Here is an 18,744-nt window from a genome sequence, read left to right as displayed (position 1 = left end):
TCCTCAACATGAAAAACAAACTAACTCAAAAAATCGGGCGGCCGCGCCTGCTGATTATCGGTTGCGGCGATATCGGCATGCGCTTGTTGCCGCTGGTGTGCGCGCGGTTCCGGGTGTTTGCCGTCACCAGCAGCCCCCAGCGCTGCGCCGAACTGCGGGCAGCGGGGGCAATTCCGATCGTCGCCGACCTCGACCATCCTTTGACCTTGCGCAAGCTGGCAAACCTGGCGCCGAACGTGATCCACCTGGCGCCGCCGCAGGGCGACGGCGTGGTTGACCGGCGCACGCGCCACCTGGTTGCCATTCTACCAGCCGGTGCAAACCTCGTTTATGTCAGTACCACGGGCGTGTACGGCGATTGCCAGGGCAGCCTGATCGATGAAACCCGTACCGTGGCGCCGCACAACGCGCGCGCCTGGCGGCGGGTCGACGCCGAGCGCGTGCTGCGCGGCTGGGCCAGGCGCGCGGGGGGGCAACTGGCGATCGTGCGCGCGCCGGGCATCTATGCGCGCGAACGGCTGCCGCTGGCGCGGCTAAGGCAGGGCACGCCCGCCTTGCTGGCGCAGGACGACGTCTACACCAACCACATCCATGCCGACGACCTGGCGCGCATTGTTGCGCTGGCGCTGTTTCGCGCGCTGCCGGGACGCATTTATAACGCCGTCGACGACACGCACATGAAAATGGGCGACTATTTCGACGCCGTCGCCGACGCCTTCGGCCTAGCCCGCCCGCCGCGGGTGGCGCGCGCGCAACTGGCGGCGGAAGTGTCGCCCATCAAGCTGTCGTTCATGGCCGAGTCGCGCCGCATGCGCAACGAGCGCATCAGGTGCGAACTGGGGGTGCGCCTGCGCTATCCTGACGTTTGCGCCGCCGTGGCGCGCATGGCACTGGTAAAATGACTGCCCCCAACAAGGAAGATGACCGGAAAACTACCATGACGTACGAAGAATACCTGGACGAAGTGACCACCATCCTCACTGAATTGTACGAACTCGACGATGCTGCGGCGATCAAGCTGGTGGTCGATGCGCAAGATGCCGAATTTTTTGTTCACCACGACGACCATCCCGAGATGTGCACGCTCGAGCAGGCGAAAAAAGACGCGGTCGCGCTGTTCGAGGCAAAGCAGAACAAGCAGCAGACCCAAAAGAAGCAGCAGCAGCGGGTACGCGAGAAGAAATAAAGCCCGTCGCCCGGGCGGCAGCTGGTGGAAGGCAATTGCGCAGAAAACCTGCCTAACGTGCAGGCTGGTTGGCGCACAGTTGATTTGCGTCAAGTCCGATTTGGTCGCTGGTCCTATCTTGAGGTATGCCCTCTAACGATGTTTGGACCATAGCCAGCCTTGATCATGGACCGTTACATAACCCATCCCACCAAAGAACAAGTGCGCGCCTACATGGCAAAGCGCGAGTCGGCGCATCGGCCGCCGCCGCCGCCGGCCGAAATTCGCCGCGAGCTGAACTGGCGCCTGCAGCCTTGCGACAATGACAGCGTGCTGTTCCAGTTTTGCCTGCTGCCGTCTGCCTACAGCCAGCTGACCGCACAAGTCTTGCTCAACTGGATATTCGCCCCTTCCCACGCGCTGCGCGCCCCCCGTTCTTCGAAATAAGCCTCACTTAAGCAAATCACAAGTCAGGCGTGTATGATTCGTCCATCAGAAACGACCATATAAACGGTTGCGTTTCGATTAGGATGCAAATTATTCAACATTAAATAACCATTCCGCATCGAATAAGAGGCGGAATGGTTACTATTCGAAAGAATTCAAATCATGACAACGACAGTCCCGGAGACGGCTATCTACACCCCCGACAATTTGCTCGACGCGATCATCGCCAAGCTCGGCTTGAAGAACGACGCAGCCCTGTCGCGCGCGCTCGAAGTAGCGCCGCCGGTGATCAGCAAGATCCGCCACCGCACCTTGCCGATCGGCGCCACCATCCTGCTGCGCATGCACGAAGTGAGCGATTTCAGCATCCGCGAACTGAAAGCGCTGATGGGCAACCCGCAGGGCATGTGCGCCCCAACATCGGCCTGACGCCAGCTTGACAAGGCGGGCGGCGCTCAGAACTTGAGCGTGGCGCCGAAGGTGACGTAGCGGCCGAGCGCATCGTAATACTGCGGGAACGTGTTGCCGCTATTGGTGACGGCGGTGCCGATCGAACCGCCGACAATCGGTGCCGGCTTGTTGGCGACGTTGTTGACGCTGACGTTCAAGCGCAGCATCTTGCTGGCGTTCCACGCCACGCTCACGTCGACGTAATGGTAAGCGGGGATGCGGGCGAACGCCGGCAGGAAGCTGGTGCCGCCGGGCTCTTCGTTCACGGCACTGACATAACGCCAGTTGTACCCGATCGACCAAGGGCCCACCGTCCAGGTGGTGCGCTGGCTGAACTTGCGCTTGTAGTTCGGCCCGCCGCAGGCCACGCTGTAAAAGCCGAGGCAATTGCGGTCGATCGACGCTGGCGTCGGCCGGAAATGAAAGCGTTGAACCTGGTTGAAGCCACCGCTCAATTCAATGCTGCCGAATTTGGCGTCGACGCCGAACGTTCCCGGGCTCAAGCGGTAGGCGGCATTGACATCGACGCCGCTGGTGTTCTGGGTGCCCAGGTTCGACAGCGCGGTTTGCACCCCTTTCGCCTCGATACCGTTAAGCGTGCCATTGATGGAATTGCGTCCGATCAGGCCGCACAAGGCGGTTTGCACCAGGCCGGGATTGAGGCTGGTGCTGTAGCAGCCGTCGAGGATGTCGGTAGTGGACGGGCTCGCAATGGCGTTGTCGATGTCGATCTTGTAGTAGTCGACCGTCAAGGCCAGTTTTGGTACAGGCTCCCAGACCAAACCGAGCGTCCTGGTCCTGGCTTGCTCGGGTCCGAGAGCGGGATTGCCGCCGGATTGCCGGCTGATCGTGCTTGAGGACGGCGCCGGCAGGCTGCCGATGTCGGCCTGCGGCACGCCGGTCAGCCGGCACAGGTTCGACAAGGTGCCAACGGTATTCGACGCCGCCTGGTTGATCCGGTTGCCCTGGCAAGGATCGAGCGCCAGGTTCGCTACGCCGGTGACGACCGGGGCGAACAATTCGTTCACGTTCGGCGCCCGGGTCGCCTTTTGAACCATGCCGCGAAAGCGCAGCGATTGGACCGGCGCCCATTCGCCGCCATACTTCCAGCTGCCATAGTCCCGCGACTTGCCGGTGTTTGATAAATTGGTTTGCCTAAAGCCGAGTTCCAGGTTGAGGGTGCGCATCAAGGGCTTGTCCTTTACCAGCGGCACCAGCAATTCGACCGCGTATTCCTTGAGCTTGAACATGCCCGAACGATCCGGGGTAGTCGCGCCATTTCCCAGCACTTCGCCCTGCACCTGCAAGGCGGCGTCCGATTGCGTGTAGGCCAGCAGTTTGCGCTGTTCGAGCGACAGCGCCACGCTGACTGGCTGCGTAGCAAACGGGCTGGCCAGTCCGTTCCCCAGGTCGCCCGAGAACAACAGCATGCCGACGTCCTGGCGTACCGCTTGCCGCAGCTGCGCGCTCAGGTTGATGAAGCCGAGCTGGGCCGGCGTGACCGACCCGACGGCGCCGAACACGTTCAGCGGCACGCAGCCGTTGGCCGGGTTGACGCAGGCAGTGGTGCTGAGCGCATTGAGCGCCTGGACCACCCGCGATTGCGAGCCCCAGTTGCGGCGTATCCCGGTCTGGTCGGCGTTACCTCGGCTCCAGTACGCATCGTAGGTCCAGTCAAGTGTGAGCGCACCGCGTATGCCCAGGGTGGCCTGCCGGGTTGTGGTATCGAAATCGAAGTAGCGCGGTCCCAGTTCGACAAAGCGGCGGTTGACCAGCAACGGTACCAGGGCCGGATTGCCTTCGACACAGCTGGCGGCCGGGATGCCGCGGCGGGCGCACAACTGCTGGCGCGCTGGCGCCGGAATAAACGGGTTGCCGATCGGCACATTGAAGGTGGAGCCGGCGGTGCCGGTCTCGGCGAGGGCAGCGCCGACCTTGCTGCTGGTGTAGAACAGTTCGGCGTACGCTTCGGCATGCGCGTTGAACTTGAAGTTGCCCAGCGCGGTGGCCTGGTTCCGTTCGAGGCCGGTCGCATAGTAATTGACCGGATTGGTGTTGTAGAGCTGGACCGGTTGCACCAGGGCGCCGGTGGCCGGATTGATCTGCCAGGCGCCGGCCAGGGCGTCGCTGCCGCCGGCGCCCTTGCTGGTCGAAAAAGCCGCCGGCACCGTGGTGGCCGAACCGATCGGCGCGCCGGTAACCGAGTTCAGGCTGGTGAAGGCGTAGGCGCGCGCGCCTTGCATTACCGGATCGGCGATTGTCTTGCCGGCGCTGAGCACGACGTTGCCGCGATTGTCAGGCAGGTTGGCGCCGACCGTCAGGTCGGTGCGGAGCCGCCTGGCGTCGCGCTGGTCGGCGGTGGCGCCGTACGACGTCGTCAGGTCGACACCGGTAAAATTGCGCTTGAGCTTGAAGTTGACCACGCCCGACACCGCATCGGCGCCGTACACCACCGACGCGCCGCCCGTCATCAGGTCGACCCGGCTGACCAAGGCAAGCGGGATCGCATTGGTGTCGACGGTGCCGTTCAGGTTGAACGGCACCAGCCGGCGGCCGTTGACCAGCACCAGCGTGCGGTTGGGACCTAAGCCGCGCAGGTCGATGGTGGCCGCGCCGCCGGTGCCGTTGTTGGTGCCGGGACCGATCGCCGGCACCGCCGCGGGTAAGGACTTGAAAAAATCCTCCACCGCGATCGGTTGCGCGGTCTGGATTTCTTCGGCGGTAACCGATGAAATGGGGCTGTTGGAGGTCGTGCCGGGCTCGGTGATTCGGGTGCCGGTTACCTGCACCACTTCGATTGTTTCTTGGGCCATCAGAGGCTGGGCCGCGACCAATACACCGGTGATGCAGCCTGAAACTATCTGACGCAGTGGATTTGACAACATTTTTTCGCGGGTCCTATGTTGTATCCCTGTTGAAGCGGGGCGAAGCCCGGGTGCCAGGACAGGCGAGGAGCCCGTAGCGCGATTGTGCTTGGCACTCGCGATCATCAAGACAATTTTTTGCCAACATAATAATGATGAGACCATGGCGCCCACGACGTGGTCAATCCACACATTTATTAGGTAAATTAAATTTTTCCGGCATATGGACATAGACCCGGAGACGGCAGTGTCCACGCCACGGAATAACAAGAATTATCACCGGAAATGCCGATTCGCCTTACCTTCCCCGTTGCGCTTCGGCATCCCGCGAACAGTGTGCGTTGATAGCGACGCCGCAAATAATCAAATCGAACAGCAAGCGGGACTAAAAACTAGCGGCGCTTCAGGCCCGCAAATATCGAGCTGAACACAGCGACTTTGAAGGGTCGACCAGCCGAAACAATGGCCAGTTGCAGAAAAAGGGGGGGCTGTCAGCAGATGAGGAGGGTTACGGCGCTACAGCAAGCCTCACTAATTTCCTGAATGCCAAAACGGCTGACGGTCGGCCAACCCCGACAAGGGGTTGGTGACGACGAGATGAGCCACTATGCTGCAATTGCAATTGCAATTGCTATGGCGGGGGCGTTCTGCGCTACCCCGTCGCCCGCCGCCATTTTGGACGACCCTGTACCTGAACGTGCCGAATAGGATCTGTCGTTTTGTGCTACTGCATCGCACCACGCCATCTTTGCCGACCCAGAAACCGGGCTAGCCGAATACGATTTGCCGCTAGCAACCGCGTCGCACCACGCCATCTTCGCTGAGCCTACGACCTGGCCTGCCGAATAGGATCTGTCGTTCCGCGCTACCGCGTCGCACCACGCCATCTTTGCCGACCTGGAAACCGGGCGCGCAGAATAAGATTTGTCATTTTGCGCTACTGCGTCGCACCACGCGATCTGCGCCAAGGCCAAGACAGGGTTCGCCGAATAGGACCGATCATTCTGCGCTACCGCATCGCACCACGCGATCTTCGCTGCCTTCGAAACCGAATGCATCGAATAGGACCTGTCGTTCTGCGCTATCGCCGCCTGCCGAAGGTAGGCTTCTCCAAATGTCATTTCATACAACTCTTGCGTGCGTGCACCAGTGCGATGGTGATCTGCTTCGTCGACTTTGCCCCCCAGTCCACTATACGGATTGTGGTGCAAGAAATAGCCGAAAATTTGTTCGCAATCGGCAGCGTACTTCATTGTGTCCAGAATGTGGTAGTGCCAAAAAATGTCGACGTCGAATCGCGGTGACACCGGCTCATTGGGAAAAAGTTTCAAGAGGTGCAGGAAGCGGCGGTATTCAAGTTCCACTTCGTTGACTTGTTCAAGCGACCAGCCTTCACCGGACTCCTTGTGCATCAGCTTTACTTTGATTGGGTTGAGGTCCAATGCGGCGATCACGTTGAGTTTTGCGTTCGAGTTCATGACAAATCCTTTGTGTTCAGAGATTTTGTAACTATTGGTTTTGATTAGGATCGAGTTTCGTCGTTTGTATGCATATTTCAGGCTCTTATAGAATGATTCCCTGGAGCGGGGAGTCAGGTGGATGTTTCGGTCTGCCGTATTGATTCGAAGCAGTAAGGTGATTCTTGCTCACAAAGGCAGACCAGAACTTGCGTTCGATCAATCAAATAAGTGCGTGGATTCCTAGCAACAGGCGGTATACCAACACTGCTGCGAGGCATTCCGGACGCAGATCTGTCAGGAATATCTGACACCAATCAGACCAGTGCTGTTCCTTGTTCACGCTCGTTGATTGGATTGCTGAGTGGAATGGGGTGTTGGAGAACGTCTGGAATTGGTACCGCTACGCGAATGATCGTGCCGCTGCCTGGCTCGCTATGCATGTCGAAGGTGCCGCCGAGAATGTTGACGCGTTCTTCGATGCCGATCAGGCCAAAGGACCCGAGCTTGTAGTGCCCCTTGGGATGAAAGCCGACGCCGTTGTCGCCCACCGACATCAAAATCCAGCCGCGCTCTACCCGTAGCACGACCTGGACCCGCGTCGCGTGCGCGTGGCGCAAGATATTGCTCAATGATTCCTGCAGGATGCGGAAAAGGGCGGTGGCACAGTGTTCGCTGACTTGAATATCCTGATGGGTTTCCACTACATCACAGTTGATGCCGGTGCGGCGCCCGAACTCGGCGATTTGCCAGTCCACTGCCGCGTTCAAGCCGAGGTCGAGGACGCTCGGCCGCAGGTCGTTAATGATTTGGCGCACGCTCTTTATCGTCGCATCGATTTGGCTGACGGTCGCGCGTGCACGCATATGCAAGCGCGGGTGTCGGTCCCCGGTACGCAAGAGCAGCATATCGGCCTCGATGCGCAACGCGAGCAGGTTTTGGCCGAGGTCGTCGTGGATCTCGCGCGCAATGCGTTTGCGCTCGGCCTCCTTGATCTTATCCGCATGGGCGCCGAGTCGGCGCAAACTGTCGTTGGACCTTTGTAGTTTGGCCTCGCTGTCCCGCAATTCCTTGGTCATGCTTTTGGCCAGAGCGACAGCGGTTCGGCTTGATGAACTGAGCGTTTGGAACAGGATGAACAGCAACATCATGCTGACAAAGCCGGCCAGCATCGCGAGCCATGGGACATAGGCATCGAACCCGGTGTAGAGGCTGGACTTGCGAATGCTCAGACGAAATTCCCACAAGCGCGTGGTGTAATATATCGGCAATGTAGTAACAAAGGTCATGCTGTCCGGCCGTGCCGGGGAAGGGGAAGGCATAGTGGCCGTGGCGCTGCTGTCGAACAGCACGCGCGGGGAGGAAGAAGCGCCCGGTTGCGAACTGTTGGGCCGGCGGCCAACGTCTGTCAGCGCAAGGCGCGCACCGCGCACCGGCATTTGGCCAAGCACACCCTGAAGCAGCTTCTGCACGGTAAAACCAACGCCCACACTACCGAGATAGGCAGTGCGCCGCTCCGCTACGGTGGAGGCCGGCATGTCATTGCGATAGATCGGCAAACGCATGGAAAGCGCGGTGCGAGTCGGTCCTGATAGGAAGGAAACCGGCAGACCCGAGGCCGAAAGTTCACGAGAGTCGCGCGCTTTGGCTCGTCCTTGATCACCGTTACCGCTGATGTCGACTCCGAACCTGCTCGACCAGCGCTCGATCGGTTCGATATAGGTGATCACGTCGTAGACGGCGCGTCGGCCCGGCGGGATGATTTGAAACGGCGGATACCCGCTGGGCTCGGCCGCGATTTCCTGGCGCACCTTCGCCTCGAACGCCGGGAGTTCGACTTCGGTGACAGTACGGACAAAATTAATCGCGTCGATCCCCGGAAATTCTTTTTCGAGCGACAGGCCTTGCACATAAAGGTGAAATTGTTTGCGTGTCAGGTTAGGGGTGGCTTGAAACAGGCTCGCGCTTCCGCGCAACACGTCGTTATAGCTCTTGACGCGTTCGTTAATCATATTTTGGACGCTGCGCGCCATGGTGTTGAAGCGTGCCTTCGCATCTTTCTCAATGGTGTTTGCGGTCGCAACGAAAAACAGCAGGCCGACCGCAGAAGACAACAGGAAACCAATCCCAAATGCCACTTTCCCCATGGTAAAAACTTTGATGTCGGCAGGCAGGAAGCGCATCGCTCGTTGCTTTCGAGAATTCAGTCGAGCAGTCGGACACTGTATCCGTGAAGTGAATTTGATATAGATACAAGTTACTTAAAGTGACAGGCAGATGTACCTAGTAGAAATAACAGGTTGATGATCAAAACAAAATCACCGCTCGAAATTTCAACAAAAAAAATCCCGCTGCGGCCATCACCGGAGCGGGATCGGATGTAGTGGCGTCAAGCCTACTTCACCCAGCTATCCTTCAACGTCGTCACCCGGTTAAACACCGGCTTGCCGGCCACGCTGTCGACCCGGTCGGCCACAAAGTAGCCGTGGCGCTCGAACTGGAAGCGCTGGTCGGGCAGCGCCGCGCTCATGCCCGGTTCCAGGTAGGCGGTGACGACCTCCAGCGCGTTCGGGTTGAGCGCGGCGATAAAATCCTTGCCGCCGGCGTCGGGCTGGGCTTCGGTGAACAGGCGGTCGTATAGCCGTACTTCGGCCTGCAGCGCGGTGGCGGCGCTGACCCAGTGGATGTTGCCCTTGACCTTGTAGGCGTTCGAGCCTTCGGTGCCGGATTTGCTGTCCTCGAAATAGTTGACGTGGACGGCGCTGACGATGCCGTCGGCATCCTTGTCGCAGCCGGTGCATTCGACAACGAAGCCATGGCGCAGGCGCACCCGGCTGCCGGGCGCGTCGCCGATCGGCGGAAAGAAGCGGAAATATCCCTTGCTGGGGACTTCCATAAAGTCGTCCTGCTCGATCCACAGGTCGCGCGTGAACGGGAAAGTGCGCTGCCCGCGCTCGGGGAAATGGGGGTGGACGGGCGAGGTGCAGTCGACCGATTCGCCTTGCGGGAAATTATCGACGATCAGTTTCAACGGCCGCAGTACGGCGGTGGCGCGCGGCGCTTTCGGGTCGAGGTCGTCGCGCAGCGCCGCTTCGAGCGTGCTCATGTCGATCCAGCCGTCCGCTTTCGAGACGCCGATGCGCTCGCAGAACAGCTGGATCGATTCGGGCGTATAGCCGCGCCGGCGCAGGCCGACCAGGGTCGGCATGCGCGGGTCGTCCCAGCCGGAGACGATGCCGTCGTCGACCAGTTGACGCAGCTTGCGCTTGCTCATCACCAGGTAGGTCAGGTTCAGGCGCGAGAATTCGTACTGGCGCGGCACCGGCTGCTTGAAGAAACCGCCTTCGGTCAGCGTCTCGAGCAGCCAGTCGTAGAACGGCCGGTGGTCCTGGAACTCGAGGGTGCACAGCGAATGGGTGACGTTTTCCAGCGCATCCGAAATCGGGTGCGTGTAGTCGTACATCGGATAGATGCACCAGGCGTCGCCGGTGCGGTGGTGGTGGGCGTGACGAATCCGGTAGATCGCCGGGTCGCGCAGGTTCATGTTGGGCGCCGCCATCGCATCTTCGCGCATTTTTGCACGCAGGATGTGTTCGCCGTCCTTGTATTTGCCTGCCTTCATGTCGCGGAAGATCGCCAGCGATTCGCCGGCAGGGCGGTTGCGGAACGGCGAGTTGGTGCCCGGCGTGCCGAAATTGCCGCGGTTTTTCGCCATGTCGTCGGCATTCTGGCTGTCGACGTAGGCGTGGCCGGCGCTAATGAGGTACTCGGCCATCAGGTACAACTGCTCGAAATAATCGCTGGCGAAATACAGGTGGTTCCTGCCGTCCTGCTCCCAGCTGAAACCGAGCCACTTGACGCTGTCGATGATCGTGTCGACGTATTCCTGCTCTTCCTTGGCCGGGTTGGTGTCGTCGAAGCGCAAATGGCAGACGCCGCCGTAGTCGCGCGCCATGCCGAAGTTCAGGCAGATCGATTTGGCGTGGCCGATGTGCAGGTAGCCATTCGGCTCGGGCGGAAAGCGGGTGATTACCGGTGGCAAGCCGTCGCGCACATAGGTACCGGCCGCGAGGTTCGATTCGACAATCGCGCGCAAGAAATTGGAGATGAGAGCTGTGGGAGCCGAGGCGGACGCCGGCGCCGGATTGTTTTTATCGTTGCTCATAAAAAAAATGCTTTGTAATGATGGAGTTGCAGCATTTTACCGTATGCGGCAGGGAACTTGCGCGGTCGGGCGCCGTTTAGAGGATAATCCCCCTTTATTGGTTTTGGCTGCGGCCAAGGGTCCCCCGTGGAAAATTTATACGCCGTCCTGGGCGTCGCGCCGAACGCAAGCGAAGACGAGATCAAGAAGGTCTACCGCTCGCTGGCGATGCGCTACCATCCCGACCGCAACGACGCGCCGGCCGCCGAAGTGCGCTTCAAGAGCGTCACCAAGGCTTACGAAATCTTGTCCGACCGGGCCAAGCGAGGCGAGTACGACCAGAGCGTCAATCACCGCATCATCGTCGACGCCGAAGCCGAGGCCTTCGAGCTGTGGCGTTCGCTGTTCGCCCTGAACGGCGTCGCCTTGCCTGCGTGAACCTTGGGCGTAAATTTTTTCGCCCGCGTCCGCCGCCCGCATCAACCCATACGCTTTACAACAGGATCAGAACATGAGAAAAGTACATCCCGAATTCGCTTACCAGTCGCGCGAACTGGGGGGCCAGATCGACGGCATCCTGGGCGACCCGCCCAACCGCAAGAACTACGACATGATGCAAAGTGCTCTGGCGTCCGAATACGCAGCCGGTGGCGGCATCGAAGACGTCAACATGATGAGCTTTGCGCTGGTCGATCATATCAAGTTCAGTAATCCGAAAGGTCTGCTGGCCGAGGCCGACGAATACGAAGGCGGCGATCCGGCCGCCGTGTTCGCGATGGCCAACTGCGACGGCGAGGCCGACAAGATGTACCAGGCGATGACGGCAAACCATCCCGACCTGGCGCGCCAGGCGATCATCACCGCGTTCCTGTTCAAGCACCCGCGCAAGTGGGACGACGACGACCAGTCGCTGGAGCAGTTGAGCCGCAACGACGACGGCGACGACGAGCACGACGACGACGGCGTCACCGACGACTTCGCCCAGATGTTCGACAAGGAGGAGTAAGCATGAGTGGAAACAGCTATCTGCCGGCGCTGTCGAAGCAGGTCAGCGAGCTGGTGCTGGCCGGCTCGCTGAGCCATGCCGAACAGGCGTTTTCGGACGCGGTCGAAGAGCATGGCGACCTGGCCGTGGTCGAAGTGCTGGCCAACTTGGCGCCGCAAGTGACGGCCTTGCATTTGTCCGGCTTTGACGGCGGCAAGACGTCGCTGGCCACCTTGCTGGTGCCGCCCAAGGCGTGGGCCGACAGCCTGGCCTTCATCGCCGCCACCTGGTCGGACGACATGATCGAGGACGACCCCGAGCGCGTCGCCGAGAGCCTGTTTTCTCACGTCCACGGCATCGTGTTTTCGACCGACGACCAGGAGCGCCGCGCCGATCTGCTGTTCGAGGCGTCGGCCAGCGACCATGGCGCGACGATTTTCGCCATCCTGTTCTCGATGGCGCCGAAGGAAATCCTCGAAGTAGCCGAGGAGATCATTTCGAAAGGACCGTACATGACCGGCCAGACCTCGTCCGACAGCGATTTGGTGCCATTGGCGATCGAACTGGCGAAGGCCAGCGAGGACGGCTGGGACCGTTCGCTGTTCGAACTGTTCCCCGATTTCCGCCACAGCGCCGACCTGGCCGACGCCGAGTTTTCGGACGATCCCGACGAAGAGCCGAAGTTCATGCAGCGCTCGACCAGGGAACTGCTGTACCGCTTGCGCAAGCAGGTGCCGTCGTCGCGCAGCAGCGTGCCCAAGCGCGGCGCGCGCAAGAGCATCGGCACGGACATTTTCTCGTGAGCGCCGATGGGGCTTTGTCGCCAACCTCGCCGCCAACGATGCAGGTCGCGATCGTCGAAGAAAAGCTGCCGCGGCTGGTGCGGGCGATCCGTTGCCTGGCGGCGCGCGAAGGTGGCGATGAAGCGACCATGCTGGCCGACGAACTGGCCGGCATCACCGCGATGGTCGCCGAAAAATTCACCAACGACCGCACCGCCGAAGGCATTGGCCGCGCCTACTTTCTGACCGTCGGTGGCGTCTCGCTCGGTCTCGAGCACGAACTCGAGCACGAAGGCGACGAAGCGGCGCTCGATTTCCTCATCGACCATGGCGCCGAACACGCGTTCCAGGCCGGCTTTCGCATGATCCGCGACCTGTCTGCGCTGCCGGAAGACTCGCTCGTCGGCGAATACGACCTCGACCCGATCTATACCCAGCGGCGCCTGAAGGAACTGTTCGTCGACATCTGCAACGCCGACCCGGGCCAGAACTGGTCCGGTCCCGAGCGCTACGAGCTGCAATACAAGCAGCGCAAAGGCGTGCAGGCGATCGTGCACGCGGCCGGCTGGCTGCGGCGCCATCACTATGCCGGGCCGGTCCTTGACCCGGATTTGAATGCCGAAGGCGTGATCGCGCTGGCGATCATCTTTGCCATCGAAGGCGGCGGGCGGATCGTCGCGCGCACCGGCCAGAAAGACTTCGAGCGCCTGGTCAAATCGGTGCGCAAGAACAAGCCCGACTATGAGGCCGGCTGGGCCGCCCTGATGGCGCAAGTGCCGGCCCAGCACCAGGCAGTGATGGCCGAGCGCATCGCCTCCTACCGCGAGCACTGCACCGTGATCCAGAAAATCCGCACGCGTACGGCGATGAAAACGCTGTTTGGGGAGCTGGAAAATTATGCCGGCTCGGAGCTGGACGCGGATTATTCGTAGACGCTCGCCCGTTCGCTACCCGGTCAGCGTCGACGTCACGTTTTCGGTCTCGCAGCATCCGTCACCAGCGCCACAAACGCATCGACCAGCGGCGACTGCTCGCCCGCGCGCTGTGCCAGCAGCAGCATCGTCGTCGCCTCCGGGTCGAGCAGCGGCCGGTAGCACACGCCGTCCATGCGGATCCGGTCGAATGACGACGGCAGCAAGCTGATGCCGCTGCCGGCCGCCACCAGGCCGATGATGGTCGATGCTTCGCCGGCGGTCTGGCCGACCCGCGGTACGAACCCCGCGGCGCGGCACAGCCGCAATATCTGCGGATAAATGCCGGTACCCCCGCTTGGCGGATACATCACGAACGGCAGCGCTTCGAGCTCCCGGATTGCCAGCGCCGGTTTGGCCGCCAACGGATGCCAGGCCGGCAGCACCACCATCAACGGGTCTTCGCGCAAGGCCGTCAGCTTGACGCCGTTCGGCACCGCGACTTCAGGCGGGCGCACGAACCCGAGGTCGAGCGTGCGCTGGCCGATCGCTTCCAGTTGGCGCAATGTCGCCATCTCGTGCAAGGTGAGGGTGACCAGCGGGTAGTTCTGGCGGTAGCGGTTGATCACTTCGGCAAACAGCGGCGTGAGCGGGGTAGAGTAGGTAAAACCGATCCGCAGCTCGCCCGCTTCGCCGCGCGCGGCCCGGCGCGCCGTCTCTCCCGCCTGCTCGGCCAGGATCAGGATGCGCCGCGCGTCATCCAGAAAGAGCTTGCCGGCCTCGGTCAGCCGCACCCAGCGCTTGCTGCGCTCAAACAATTGCGCGCCAATATCCGCTTCCAGCATCTGGATCGCATGGCTGAGCGGCGGCTGGCCGATGTGCAGGCGCTCGGCCGCGCGGGTAAAGTGCAGCTCTTCGGCAACGGCAACGAAGTAACGCAGGTGGCGAAGTTCCATTCTCTTATCTATTCTGGGTATGACAGACGCTTCAAATATATATTGGACAGGTTTAAAGCGCAATCCTAAGATGAGCATTACCGTTTAATCATTCCAGGCCACCATGTCCGTCCCGACCTTTCCCAGCGCCATTGCCGCCAACAGCCCGGCATTCAAGCGCATCAACCGCGCGATGGTGTTCGGCGGCATTTCGACCTTTGCCTTGTTGTATTGCGTGCAGCCGCTGATGCCGCTGCTGGCGGGCCAGTTCGCCCTCACCCCGGCCCAAAGCAGCCTGGTGCTGTCGGTATCGACCGCCGCGCTGGCGCTGTCGCTGCTGCTGAGCAGCGTGGTGTCGGACCGCATCGGCCGCAAACCGATGATGGTGGCGGCGATGATGGGCGGCGCGGTGCTGACCTTGGCCTCGGCGTTCGCGCAAGATTTTACGCAGTTGCTGGTGCTGCGCGGTTTGCTGGGCGTGGTACTCGGCGGCATGCCGGCGGTCGCCATGGCCTACCTGGGCGAAGAGATCGAAGGGCCCTCGCTCGGCTTGTCGATGGGACTGTACATTGGCGGCAGCGCCTTCGGCGGCATGCTCGGGCGGGTACTGACCTCGGTGCTCAGCGATTTCTATTCGTGGCGGGTGGCGCTGGCGGTGATAGGCGCGGCTGGCCTGTACGCGGCGTGGGAATTTCGCCGCAGCCTGCCGGCCTCGAACAATTTTAGACGAGGCGATGTTACCCACCAGCGTGGCATCGATGCGCTCGTCCAAGGCGTTCGCGCCCACCTGGCCGACCGCGGCCTGCCGTGGCTGTTCGCCTTGTCGTTCCTGCTGATGGGCTGCTTCGTCAGCCTGTACAACTACATAGGCTACCGCCTGCTGGGCGCGCCGTTCGCGCTCAGCCAGAGCGGCGTCGGCCTGCTGTCGGCGCTCTATCTGCTCGGCATTTTCAGCTCGGTCTGGGCCGGCCGCCTGGCCGACCGGTTGGGCCGGCGCAACGTGCTGTGGCTGTTCATGTCGGTGATGCTGTCCGGCCTGCTGCTGACGCTGGCCAACTCGCTGCCGGTGATCGTGTTCGGCATGGGCTTGTTCACCTTCGGCTTTTTCGCATCGCACTCGATCGCCAGTTCCTGGGTCGGCCGGCGTGCGCAAGCGCCGCAAGCGCTCGCCTCCGCGCTCTACCTGTTTTTCTACTACTTGGGATCGAGTGTGATCGGCTCGTTTTGCGGCGTGCTGTGGAGCGGTGCCGGCTGGCCGGGCGTGGTTGCCCTGCTTGGCGGCCTGCTCGGCATCGCTTTTGTCATCGCGCTGCGCCTGCGCGGCCTGGCGCCGCTGCCGCCGGCAATCCTGGCGCCTGTTGCATAAACTCTCACGCTTCTAAATAAACACGCAACTTGTGTGTGAACCCCCGGTCCAACTAGCTTAACCTTTTCCGGGAGTTCACCATGTTACAAGCGAACGAAATTCAGCAGCGCATTACCCATATCCAGCAAACCATCGACCAGGCCGAACAGGCTTGCATGTCGGCTACCGATACCTCGCCCGAACTGAAGGCCTGCATCCGCAAAATGGCCGAGCAAGCCAGACAGGCCGAGACGGCCATCGCATCGAACGACCAAGTCCGCATCGTCGAGTGTGTCGACGGCTTGGAGGACACGGGCGATGAAGCCAAACGCATGTCGCGCAGCGACGCGCATATTTCGCCGCAGGTAGAAACCGCCATCACCAGGGTGCATGCCGAACTCTCCGACCTGAAACACAAGCTGCACTAAGCTGCACCAAGCTGCCTTCAGCTCACGTCACAACACGCCCTTGGCGCGTAGCGCAGCGATGTCGCCATCGCTGCGCCCCAACACTTCGCGCAGCACCTCGTCGGTGTGCTGGCCGAGCAGCGGGGGTGCCTTTTCATTTGACACCGGCGTGCCTGAAAGCTTCATCGGGCTGCGCACCAAGGTCACTTTACCGGCGCTCGGATGCGGCATGTCGATGGCAATGCCGCGCGCGCTCACTTGCGGGTTGGCGAACACCTCACCGATATCGTTGATCGGCCCGCACGGCACGCCGAGCGCCTCCAGGCTGGCGATCCACTCGCCCTTGGTACGGCGCTTCACCATCTGTTCGAGCAGCGGCACCAGTACAAAGCGGTTCCGCACGCGTAGCGGATTGGTGGCGAAGCGGGGGTCGGTCGCGAGGTCGGCGCAGCCGCCGGCTTCGACGAATTTCTGGTACTGGCCATCGTTGCCGGTGGCGACGATGATGTGGCCGTCAAGGCAGGCAAAGGTCTGGTAAGGCACGATGTTGGCGTGGGCATTGCCCCAGCGCGCCGGCGGCTTGCCGCTGGTGTGGTAGTTGCTGGCCATGTTCGCCAGCATCGCCACCTGCACGTCGAGCAGGGCCATGTCGATGTACTGGCCAACGCCGGTGCGGTCGCGGTGGGTCAGCGCCGCCAGCACCGCCACCGTCGCGTACATGCCGGTCATCAGGTCGGTGATCGCCACGCCGGCCTTTTGCGGGCCGCCGCCGGGCAGGTCGTCGCGCTCGCCGGTGATCGACATGAAGCCGCCCATGCCCTGGATCAGGAAGTCGTAGCCGGCGCGGTGGGCATACGGGCCGTCCTGGCCGAAGCCGGTCACCGAGCAGTAGACCAGGTCTGGCTTGATCGCCTTGAGGGTATCGTAATCGAGGCCGTAGCGCTTCAGATGGCCGACCTTGAAATTCTCCAGCACGACGTCGGCGTGCGCCGCCAGTTCGCGCACCAGCGCCTGGCCCTCGACGCTGGCGATATCGACCGTCACCGAGCGCTTGCCGCGGTTGGCCGCCAGATAATAGGCTGCTTCCGTGGTGTCGTTGCCGTCGGCGTCTTTGGCGTAGGGCGGGCCCCAGGCGCGGGTGTCGTCGCCGCCGCCGGGACGCTCGATCTTGATGACGTCGGCGCCAAGGTCGGCCAGGTTCTGCGAGCACCACGGGCCGGCCAGTACCCGCGACAAGTCGAGCACGCGGATATGGCCGAGCGCCTTGGGCAAAGACGATGCGGTGTCGGTGGTTTGCGCCATTGTGCTTCCTTGTTCAGTGCCGAGTCGACAATTATAGCGAACCGGCGAAGGGCGGCGTGGCGCGCAGCTACCTTGTAAAAGCGCGCAAGGCGATCTGCACGGGCTCCGGCCGGGCCCCGCGGCCCGCGACACCCGGTCCGGCTGCCGGATGCCGTTAAAAACGGCGCGCTTCGATCCACGGCGCGAAACTCGTGCCGCAGCCGGGCTTGCAGGTGAATGAGCCTGATATCGATGGACTCGTAGAAACGCTGGCGGGGCGGATACCGGCGGCGTTCGCGCACAGCGATTAACCAAGCAATCGGAGGGGCAAATCGATGGTAAAGACGCAGCCTTTCCCCGGGACGTTGCAAACACCGAGCGTCCCCTCGTCGTCTTGCACGCTCTGCCGCGCAATTGATAGTCCAAGTCCGATGCCCGTCCTATTGCCTCCGCGTTGACTGAACGGTATAAACAGGCGCTCGGCATCGCCTGGGCGCAGCCCGCCGCAGTGATCGGCCACTTCGATCTGGACACGGTCTTCGTGAGCACAAGCGGTCAGGGTAACGGTGGTCTGTGCTTGGGTAAATTTAAACGCGTTATCGAGCAGGTTTGCCACCGCGGCGAGGATCAGCTCCCGGTTGGCCTCCAGCGCGAGGGCGGGATCAACGCTTGCCACCTCGAAGGCGCAGCCGTGCGCATCGGCCACAAGTTGCCCGGCGTCTTGGGCTTCGCGGACAAACTCCGCCAGCGAAAAGATTTGTCGTGCATTTAGCTCGTCGCTTCCCGCCTTGACTTCGAGAAGCGATCGATCGATCAGCCTGGACATCGCGTCGTGGCTGCGCTTTAAAACCGCGCCAGTGGCGCCGCTCGAGGTCAAATTTCCCACCCGCAATGCTTCTCCAGCGAGAGAAGCGGCGCTGAGCGAATTTCGAAGTTCGTGCATAAGGAAGCCAAGGCGTTGATTCACCTCGGTCGTTTGGCGCAGCGTGATCGCGGTATCGCGCTGCGCGCTGAATTCGGTGACGGCGTCCGCTATGGCATTGTCGAGGCAGCGGTTGAGGGTCCGGAACTCACCGACTGAGAACGGCGCGTCGCGCGCGAACGCCAAGTCGGTAATGGCCTGGCACAGGTCGCCGTAGTCGTGGACCACTTGATCTATCGTATAGTCGAGGTCCAGCAGCGCTTTTCCGTGTGCGGCGGCGCTAACGCCCATCTCCGATAAAATAGAGCAGGCTCCGCCAGAAGGCCCGGAAATTTTGACGCCATCCTCCGGCGTCCCCTGCTGCTCGGCTTCCAACGTTCTTGTCAACTGGTTCAGAAATAGCGGAATCCCGGTTGCAAGCTGCGTGGCTGAGGCATTCCTGGTCGGCCGCTGCGCCACTTTCGCGGCGCAGCGCTCGATTAACTCTGCGCGATTATTGGCGAGAAAATTGTGCATCATGGCGCAGCCTCGTGATGTTAGCGCGTTATGTCGCGGGTGACGGAAGCCGGATCGAGCCTTTGCCGAACAATCTTTATTTGTGCATCCATTTCAATGATAGGCTTTTTACCGAGCAGATGCTTTTTTCGAA

17 protein-coding genes are annotated in these 18,744 nt (G+C 61.5%); 10 read left to right on the top strand and 7 right to left on the bottom strand.

Going from position 1 to position 18,744, the window contains the following annotated elements:
* Window positions 1-8: 8 nt before the first annotated feature.
* The 4 genes from CR103_RS16505 to CR103_RS16490 all read left to right on the top strand — a co-directional run bounded on the left by CR103_RS16505 (window position 9) and on the right by CR103_RS16490 (window position 2,041).
* Window positions 9-902 (top strand): SDR family oxidoreductase, encoded by an 894-nt coding sequence (locus tag CR103_RS16505; protein WP_099917040.1) that lies wholly within the window; start codon window positions 9-11, stop codon window positions 900-902.
* A 35-nt stretch (window positions 903-937) separates the two neighbouring features.
* Window positions 938-1,186, top strand: coding sequence for a complex I 30 kDa subunit family protein (locus CR103_RS16500; protein ID WP_099917039.1), 249 nt, complete (start codon window positions 938-940; stop codon window positions 1,184-1,186).
* 165 nt (window positions 1,187-1,351) lie between these two features.
* Complete coding sequence (locus tag CR103_RS16495) at window positions 1,352-1,612, top strand: hypothetical protein (RefSeq protein WP_099917038.1); 261 nt, start codon at window positions 1,352-1,354, stop codon at window positions 1,610-1,612.
* A 162-nt stretch (window positions 1,613-1,774) separates the two neighbouring features.
* Complete coding sequence (locus CR103_RS16490) at window positions 1,775-2,041, top strand: hypothetical protein (protein WP_099917037.1); 267 nt, start codon at window positions 1,775-1,777, stop codon at window positions 2,039-2,041.
* 26 nt (window positions 2,042-2,067) lie between these two features.
* Here CR103_RS16490 and CR103_RS16485 read toward each other — a convergent pair whose 3' ends face one another.
* The 4 genes from CR103_RS16485 to CR103_RS16470 all read right to left on the bottom strand — a co-directional run bounded on the left by CR103_RS16485 (window position 2,068) and on the right by CR103_RS16470 (window position 10,548).
* The gene (locus CR103_RS16485) at window positions 2,068-4,875 is read right to left on the bottom strand and encodes a TonB-dependent receptor domain-containing protein (protein WP_180279434.1); all 2,808 of its coding nucleotides are present in this window, start codon (window positions 4,873-4,875) and stop codon (window positions 2,068-2,070) included.
* A 656-nt stretch (window positions 4,876-5,531) separates the two neighbouring features.
* On the bottom strand, window positions 5,532-6,404 hold the full coding sequence (locus CR103_RS22175) for a glycine-rich domain-containing protein (protein WP_143752651.1): 873 nt from the start codon (window positions 6,402-6,404) through the stop codon (window positions 5,532-5,534).
* Between the two features lie 296 nt (window positions 6,405-6,700).
* On the bottom strand, window positions 6,701-8,566 hold the full coding sequence (locus CR103_RS16475) for a CHASE domain-containing protein (RefSeq protein ID WP_229443264.1): 1,866 nt from the start codon (window positions 8,564-8,566) through the stop codon (window positions 6,701-6,703).
* Between the two features lie 212 nt (window positions 8,567-8,778).
* Window positions 8,779-10,548: a glutamine--tRNA ligase/YqeY domain fusion protein gene (locus CR103_RS16470; protein ID WP_099917035.1), complete on the bottom strand. Its 1,770-nt coding sequence runs from the start codon at window positions 10,546-10,548 to the stop codon at window positions 8,779-8,781.
* Window positions 10,549-10,674: 126 nt separating this feature from the next.
* On the opposite strand from CR103_RS16470, the gene CR103_RS16465 reads away from it, so the two are divergent.
* From CR103_RS16465 to CR103_RS16450, 4 genes are all read left to right on the top strand, one after another.
* Window positions 10,675-10,965 (top strand): DnaJ domain-containing protein, encoded by a 291-nt coding sequence (locus CR103_RS16465; protein WP_099917034.1) that lies wholly within the window; start codon window positions 10,675-10,677, stop codon window positions 10,963-10,965.
* A gap of 73 nt (window positions 10,966-11,038) precedes the next feature.
* Window positions 11,039-11,533, top strand: a complete 495-nt coding sequence (locus CR103_RS16460; RefSeq protein ID WP_099917033.1) for a hypothetical protein — start codon at window positions 11,039-11,041, stop codon at window positions 11,531-11,533.
* A gap of 2 nt (window positions 11,534-11,535) precedes the next feature.
* A complete protein-coding gene (locus CR103_RS16455) occupies window positions 11,536-12,315 on the top strand; it encodes a hypothetical protein (RefSeq protein WP_099917032.1) in 780 nt (259 codons plus the stop codon).
* 38 nt (window positions 12,316-12,353) lie between these two features.
* Entirely contained in the window at window positions 12,354-13,226 is an 873-nt protein-coding gene (locus CR103_RS16450; RefSeq protein ID WP_099917031.1) for a hypothetical protein, read from the top strand.
* A gap of 35 nt (window positions 13,227-13,261) precedes the next feature.
* Here the strand turns inward: CR103_RS16450 and CR103_RS16445 are convergent, their stop codons facing one another.
* Entirely contained in the window at window positions 13,262-14,161 is a 900-nt protein-coding gene (locus CR103_RS16445; RefSeq protein WP_099917030.1) for a LysR family transcriptional regulator, read from the bottom strand.
* 103 nt (window positions 14,162-14,264) lie between these two features.
* On the opposite strand from CR103_RS16445, the gene CR103_RS16440 reads away from it, so the two are divergent.
* Window positions 14,265-15,506: an MFS transporter gene (locus tag CR103_RS16440; protein ID WP_099917029.1), complete on the top strand. Its 1,242-nt coding sequence runs from the start codon at window positions 14,265-14,267 to the stop codon at window positions 15,504-15,506.
* Window positions 15,507-15,586: 80 nt separating this feature from the next.
* Window positions 15,587-15,913, top strand: a complete 327-nt coding sequence (locus tag CR103_RS16435) for a hypothetical protein (RefSeq protein WP_099917028.1) — start codon at window positions 15,587-15,589, stop codon at window positions 15,911-15,913.
* Between the two features lie 27 nt (window positions 15,914-15,940).
* Here the strand turns inward: CR103_RS16435 and CR103_RS16430 are convergent, their stop codons facing one another.
* Together CR103_RS16430 and CR103_RS16425 are read right to left on the bottom strand one after the other, a co-directional pair.
* Window positions 15,941-17,194 (bottom strand): CaiB/BaiF CoA transferase family protein, encoded by a 1,254-nt coding sequence (locus tag CR103_RS16430; protein ID WP_099917027.1) that lies wholly within the window; start codon window positions 17,192-17,194, stop codon window positions 15,941-15,943.
* Between the two features lie 286 nt (window positions 17,195-17,480).
* Window positions 17,481-18,614, bottom strand: a complete 1,134-nt coding sequence (locus CR103_RS16425; RefSeq protein ID WP_307719715.1) for a sensor histidine kinase — start codon at window positions 18,612-18,614, stop codon at window positions 17,481-17,483.
* Window positions 18,615-18,744: the final 130 nt, after the last annotated feature.

It is taken from the genome of Massilia psychrophila (assembly GCF_002760665.1).
GTDB lineage: Bacteria > Pseudomonadota > Gammaproteobacteria > Burkholderiales > Burkholderiaceae_D > JAFCUW01.
The sequence above is the reverse complement of the archived record's forward strand: the minus strand, read 5'-3'. Positions and strand labels throughout refer to the sequence as shown.

Coding starts and splice junctions, on each gene's coding strand:
- CR103_RS16425 (WP_307719715.1), bottom strand. CDS start 18,614: ATGATGCACAATTTTCTCGCCAATAATCGCGCAGAGTTAATCGAGCGC.
- CR103_RS16455 (WP_099917032.1), top strand. CDS start 11,536: ATGAGTGGAAACAGCTATCTGCCGGCGCTGTCGAAGCAGGTCAGCGAG.
- CR103_RS16470 (WP_099917035.1), bottom strand. CDS start 10,548: ATGAGCAACGATAAAAACAATCCGGCGCCGGCGTCCGCCTCGGCTCCC.
- CR103_RS16475 (WP_229443264.1), bottom strand. CDS start 8,566: ATGCGCTTCCTGCCTGCCGACATCAAAGTTTTTACCATGGGGAAAGTG.
- CR103_RS16485 (WP_180279434.1), bottom strand. CDS start 4,875: ATGGCCCAAGAAACAATCGAAGTGGTGCAGGTAACCGGCACCCGAATC.
- CR103_RS16500 (WP_099917039.1), top strand. CDS start 938: ATGACGTACGAAGAATACCTGGACGAAGTGACCACCATCCTCACTGAA.
- CR103_RS16505 (WP_099917040.1), top strand. CDS start 9: ATGAAAAACAAACTAACTCAAAAAATCGGGCGGCCGCGCCTGCTGATT.
- CR103_RS16435 (WP_099917028.1), top strand. CDS start 15,587: ATGTTACAAGCGAACGAAATTCAGCAGCGCATTACCCATATCCAGCAA.
- CR103_RS16445 (WP_099917030.1), bottom strand. CDS start 14,161: ATGGAACTTCGCCACCTGCGTTACTTCGTTGCCGTTGCCGAAGAGCTG.
- CR103_RS22175 (WP_143752651.1), bottom strand. CDS start 6,404: ATGAACTCGAACGCAAAACTCAACGTGATCGCCGCATTGGACCTCAAC.
- CR103_RS16430 (WP_099917027.1), bottom strand. CDS start 17,194: ATGGCGCAAACCACCGACACCGCATCGTCTTTGCCCAAGGCGCTCGGC.
- CR103_RS16440 (WP_099917029.1), top strand. CDS start 14,265: ATGTCCGTCCCGACCTTTCCCAGCGCCATTGCCGCCAACAGCCCGGCA.
- CR103_RS16460 (WP_099917033.1), top strand. CDS start 11,039: ATGAGAAAAGTACATCCCGAATTCGCTTACCAGTCGCGCGAACTGGGG.
- CR103_RS16495 (WP_099917038.1), top strand. CDS start 1,352: ATGGACCGTTACATAACCCATCCCACCAAAGAACAAGTGCGCGCCTAC.
- CR103_RS16450 (WP_099917031.1), top strand. CDS start 12,354: ATGCAGGTCGCGATCGTCGAAGAAAAGCTGCCGCGGCTGGTGCGGGCG.
- CR103_RS16490 (WP_099917037.1), top strand. CDS start 1,775: ATGACAACGACAGTCCCGGAGACGGCTATCTACACCCCCGACAATTTG.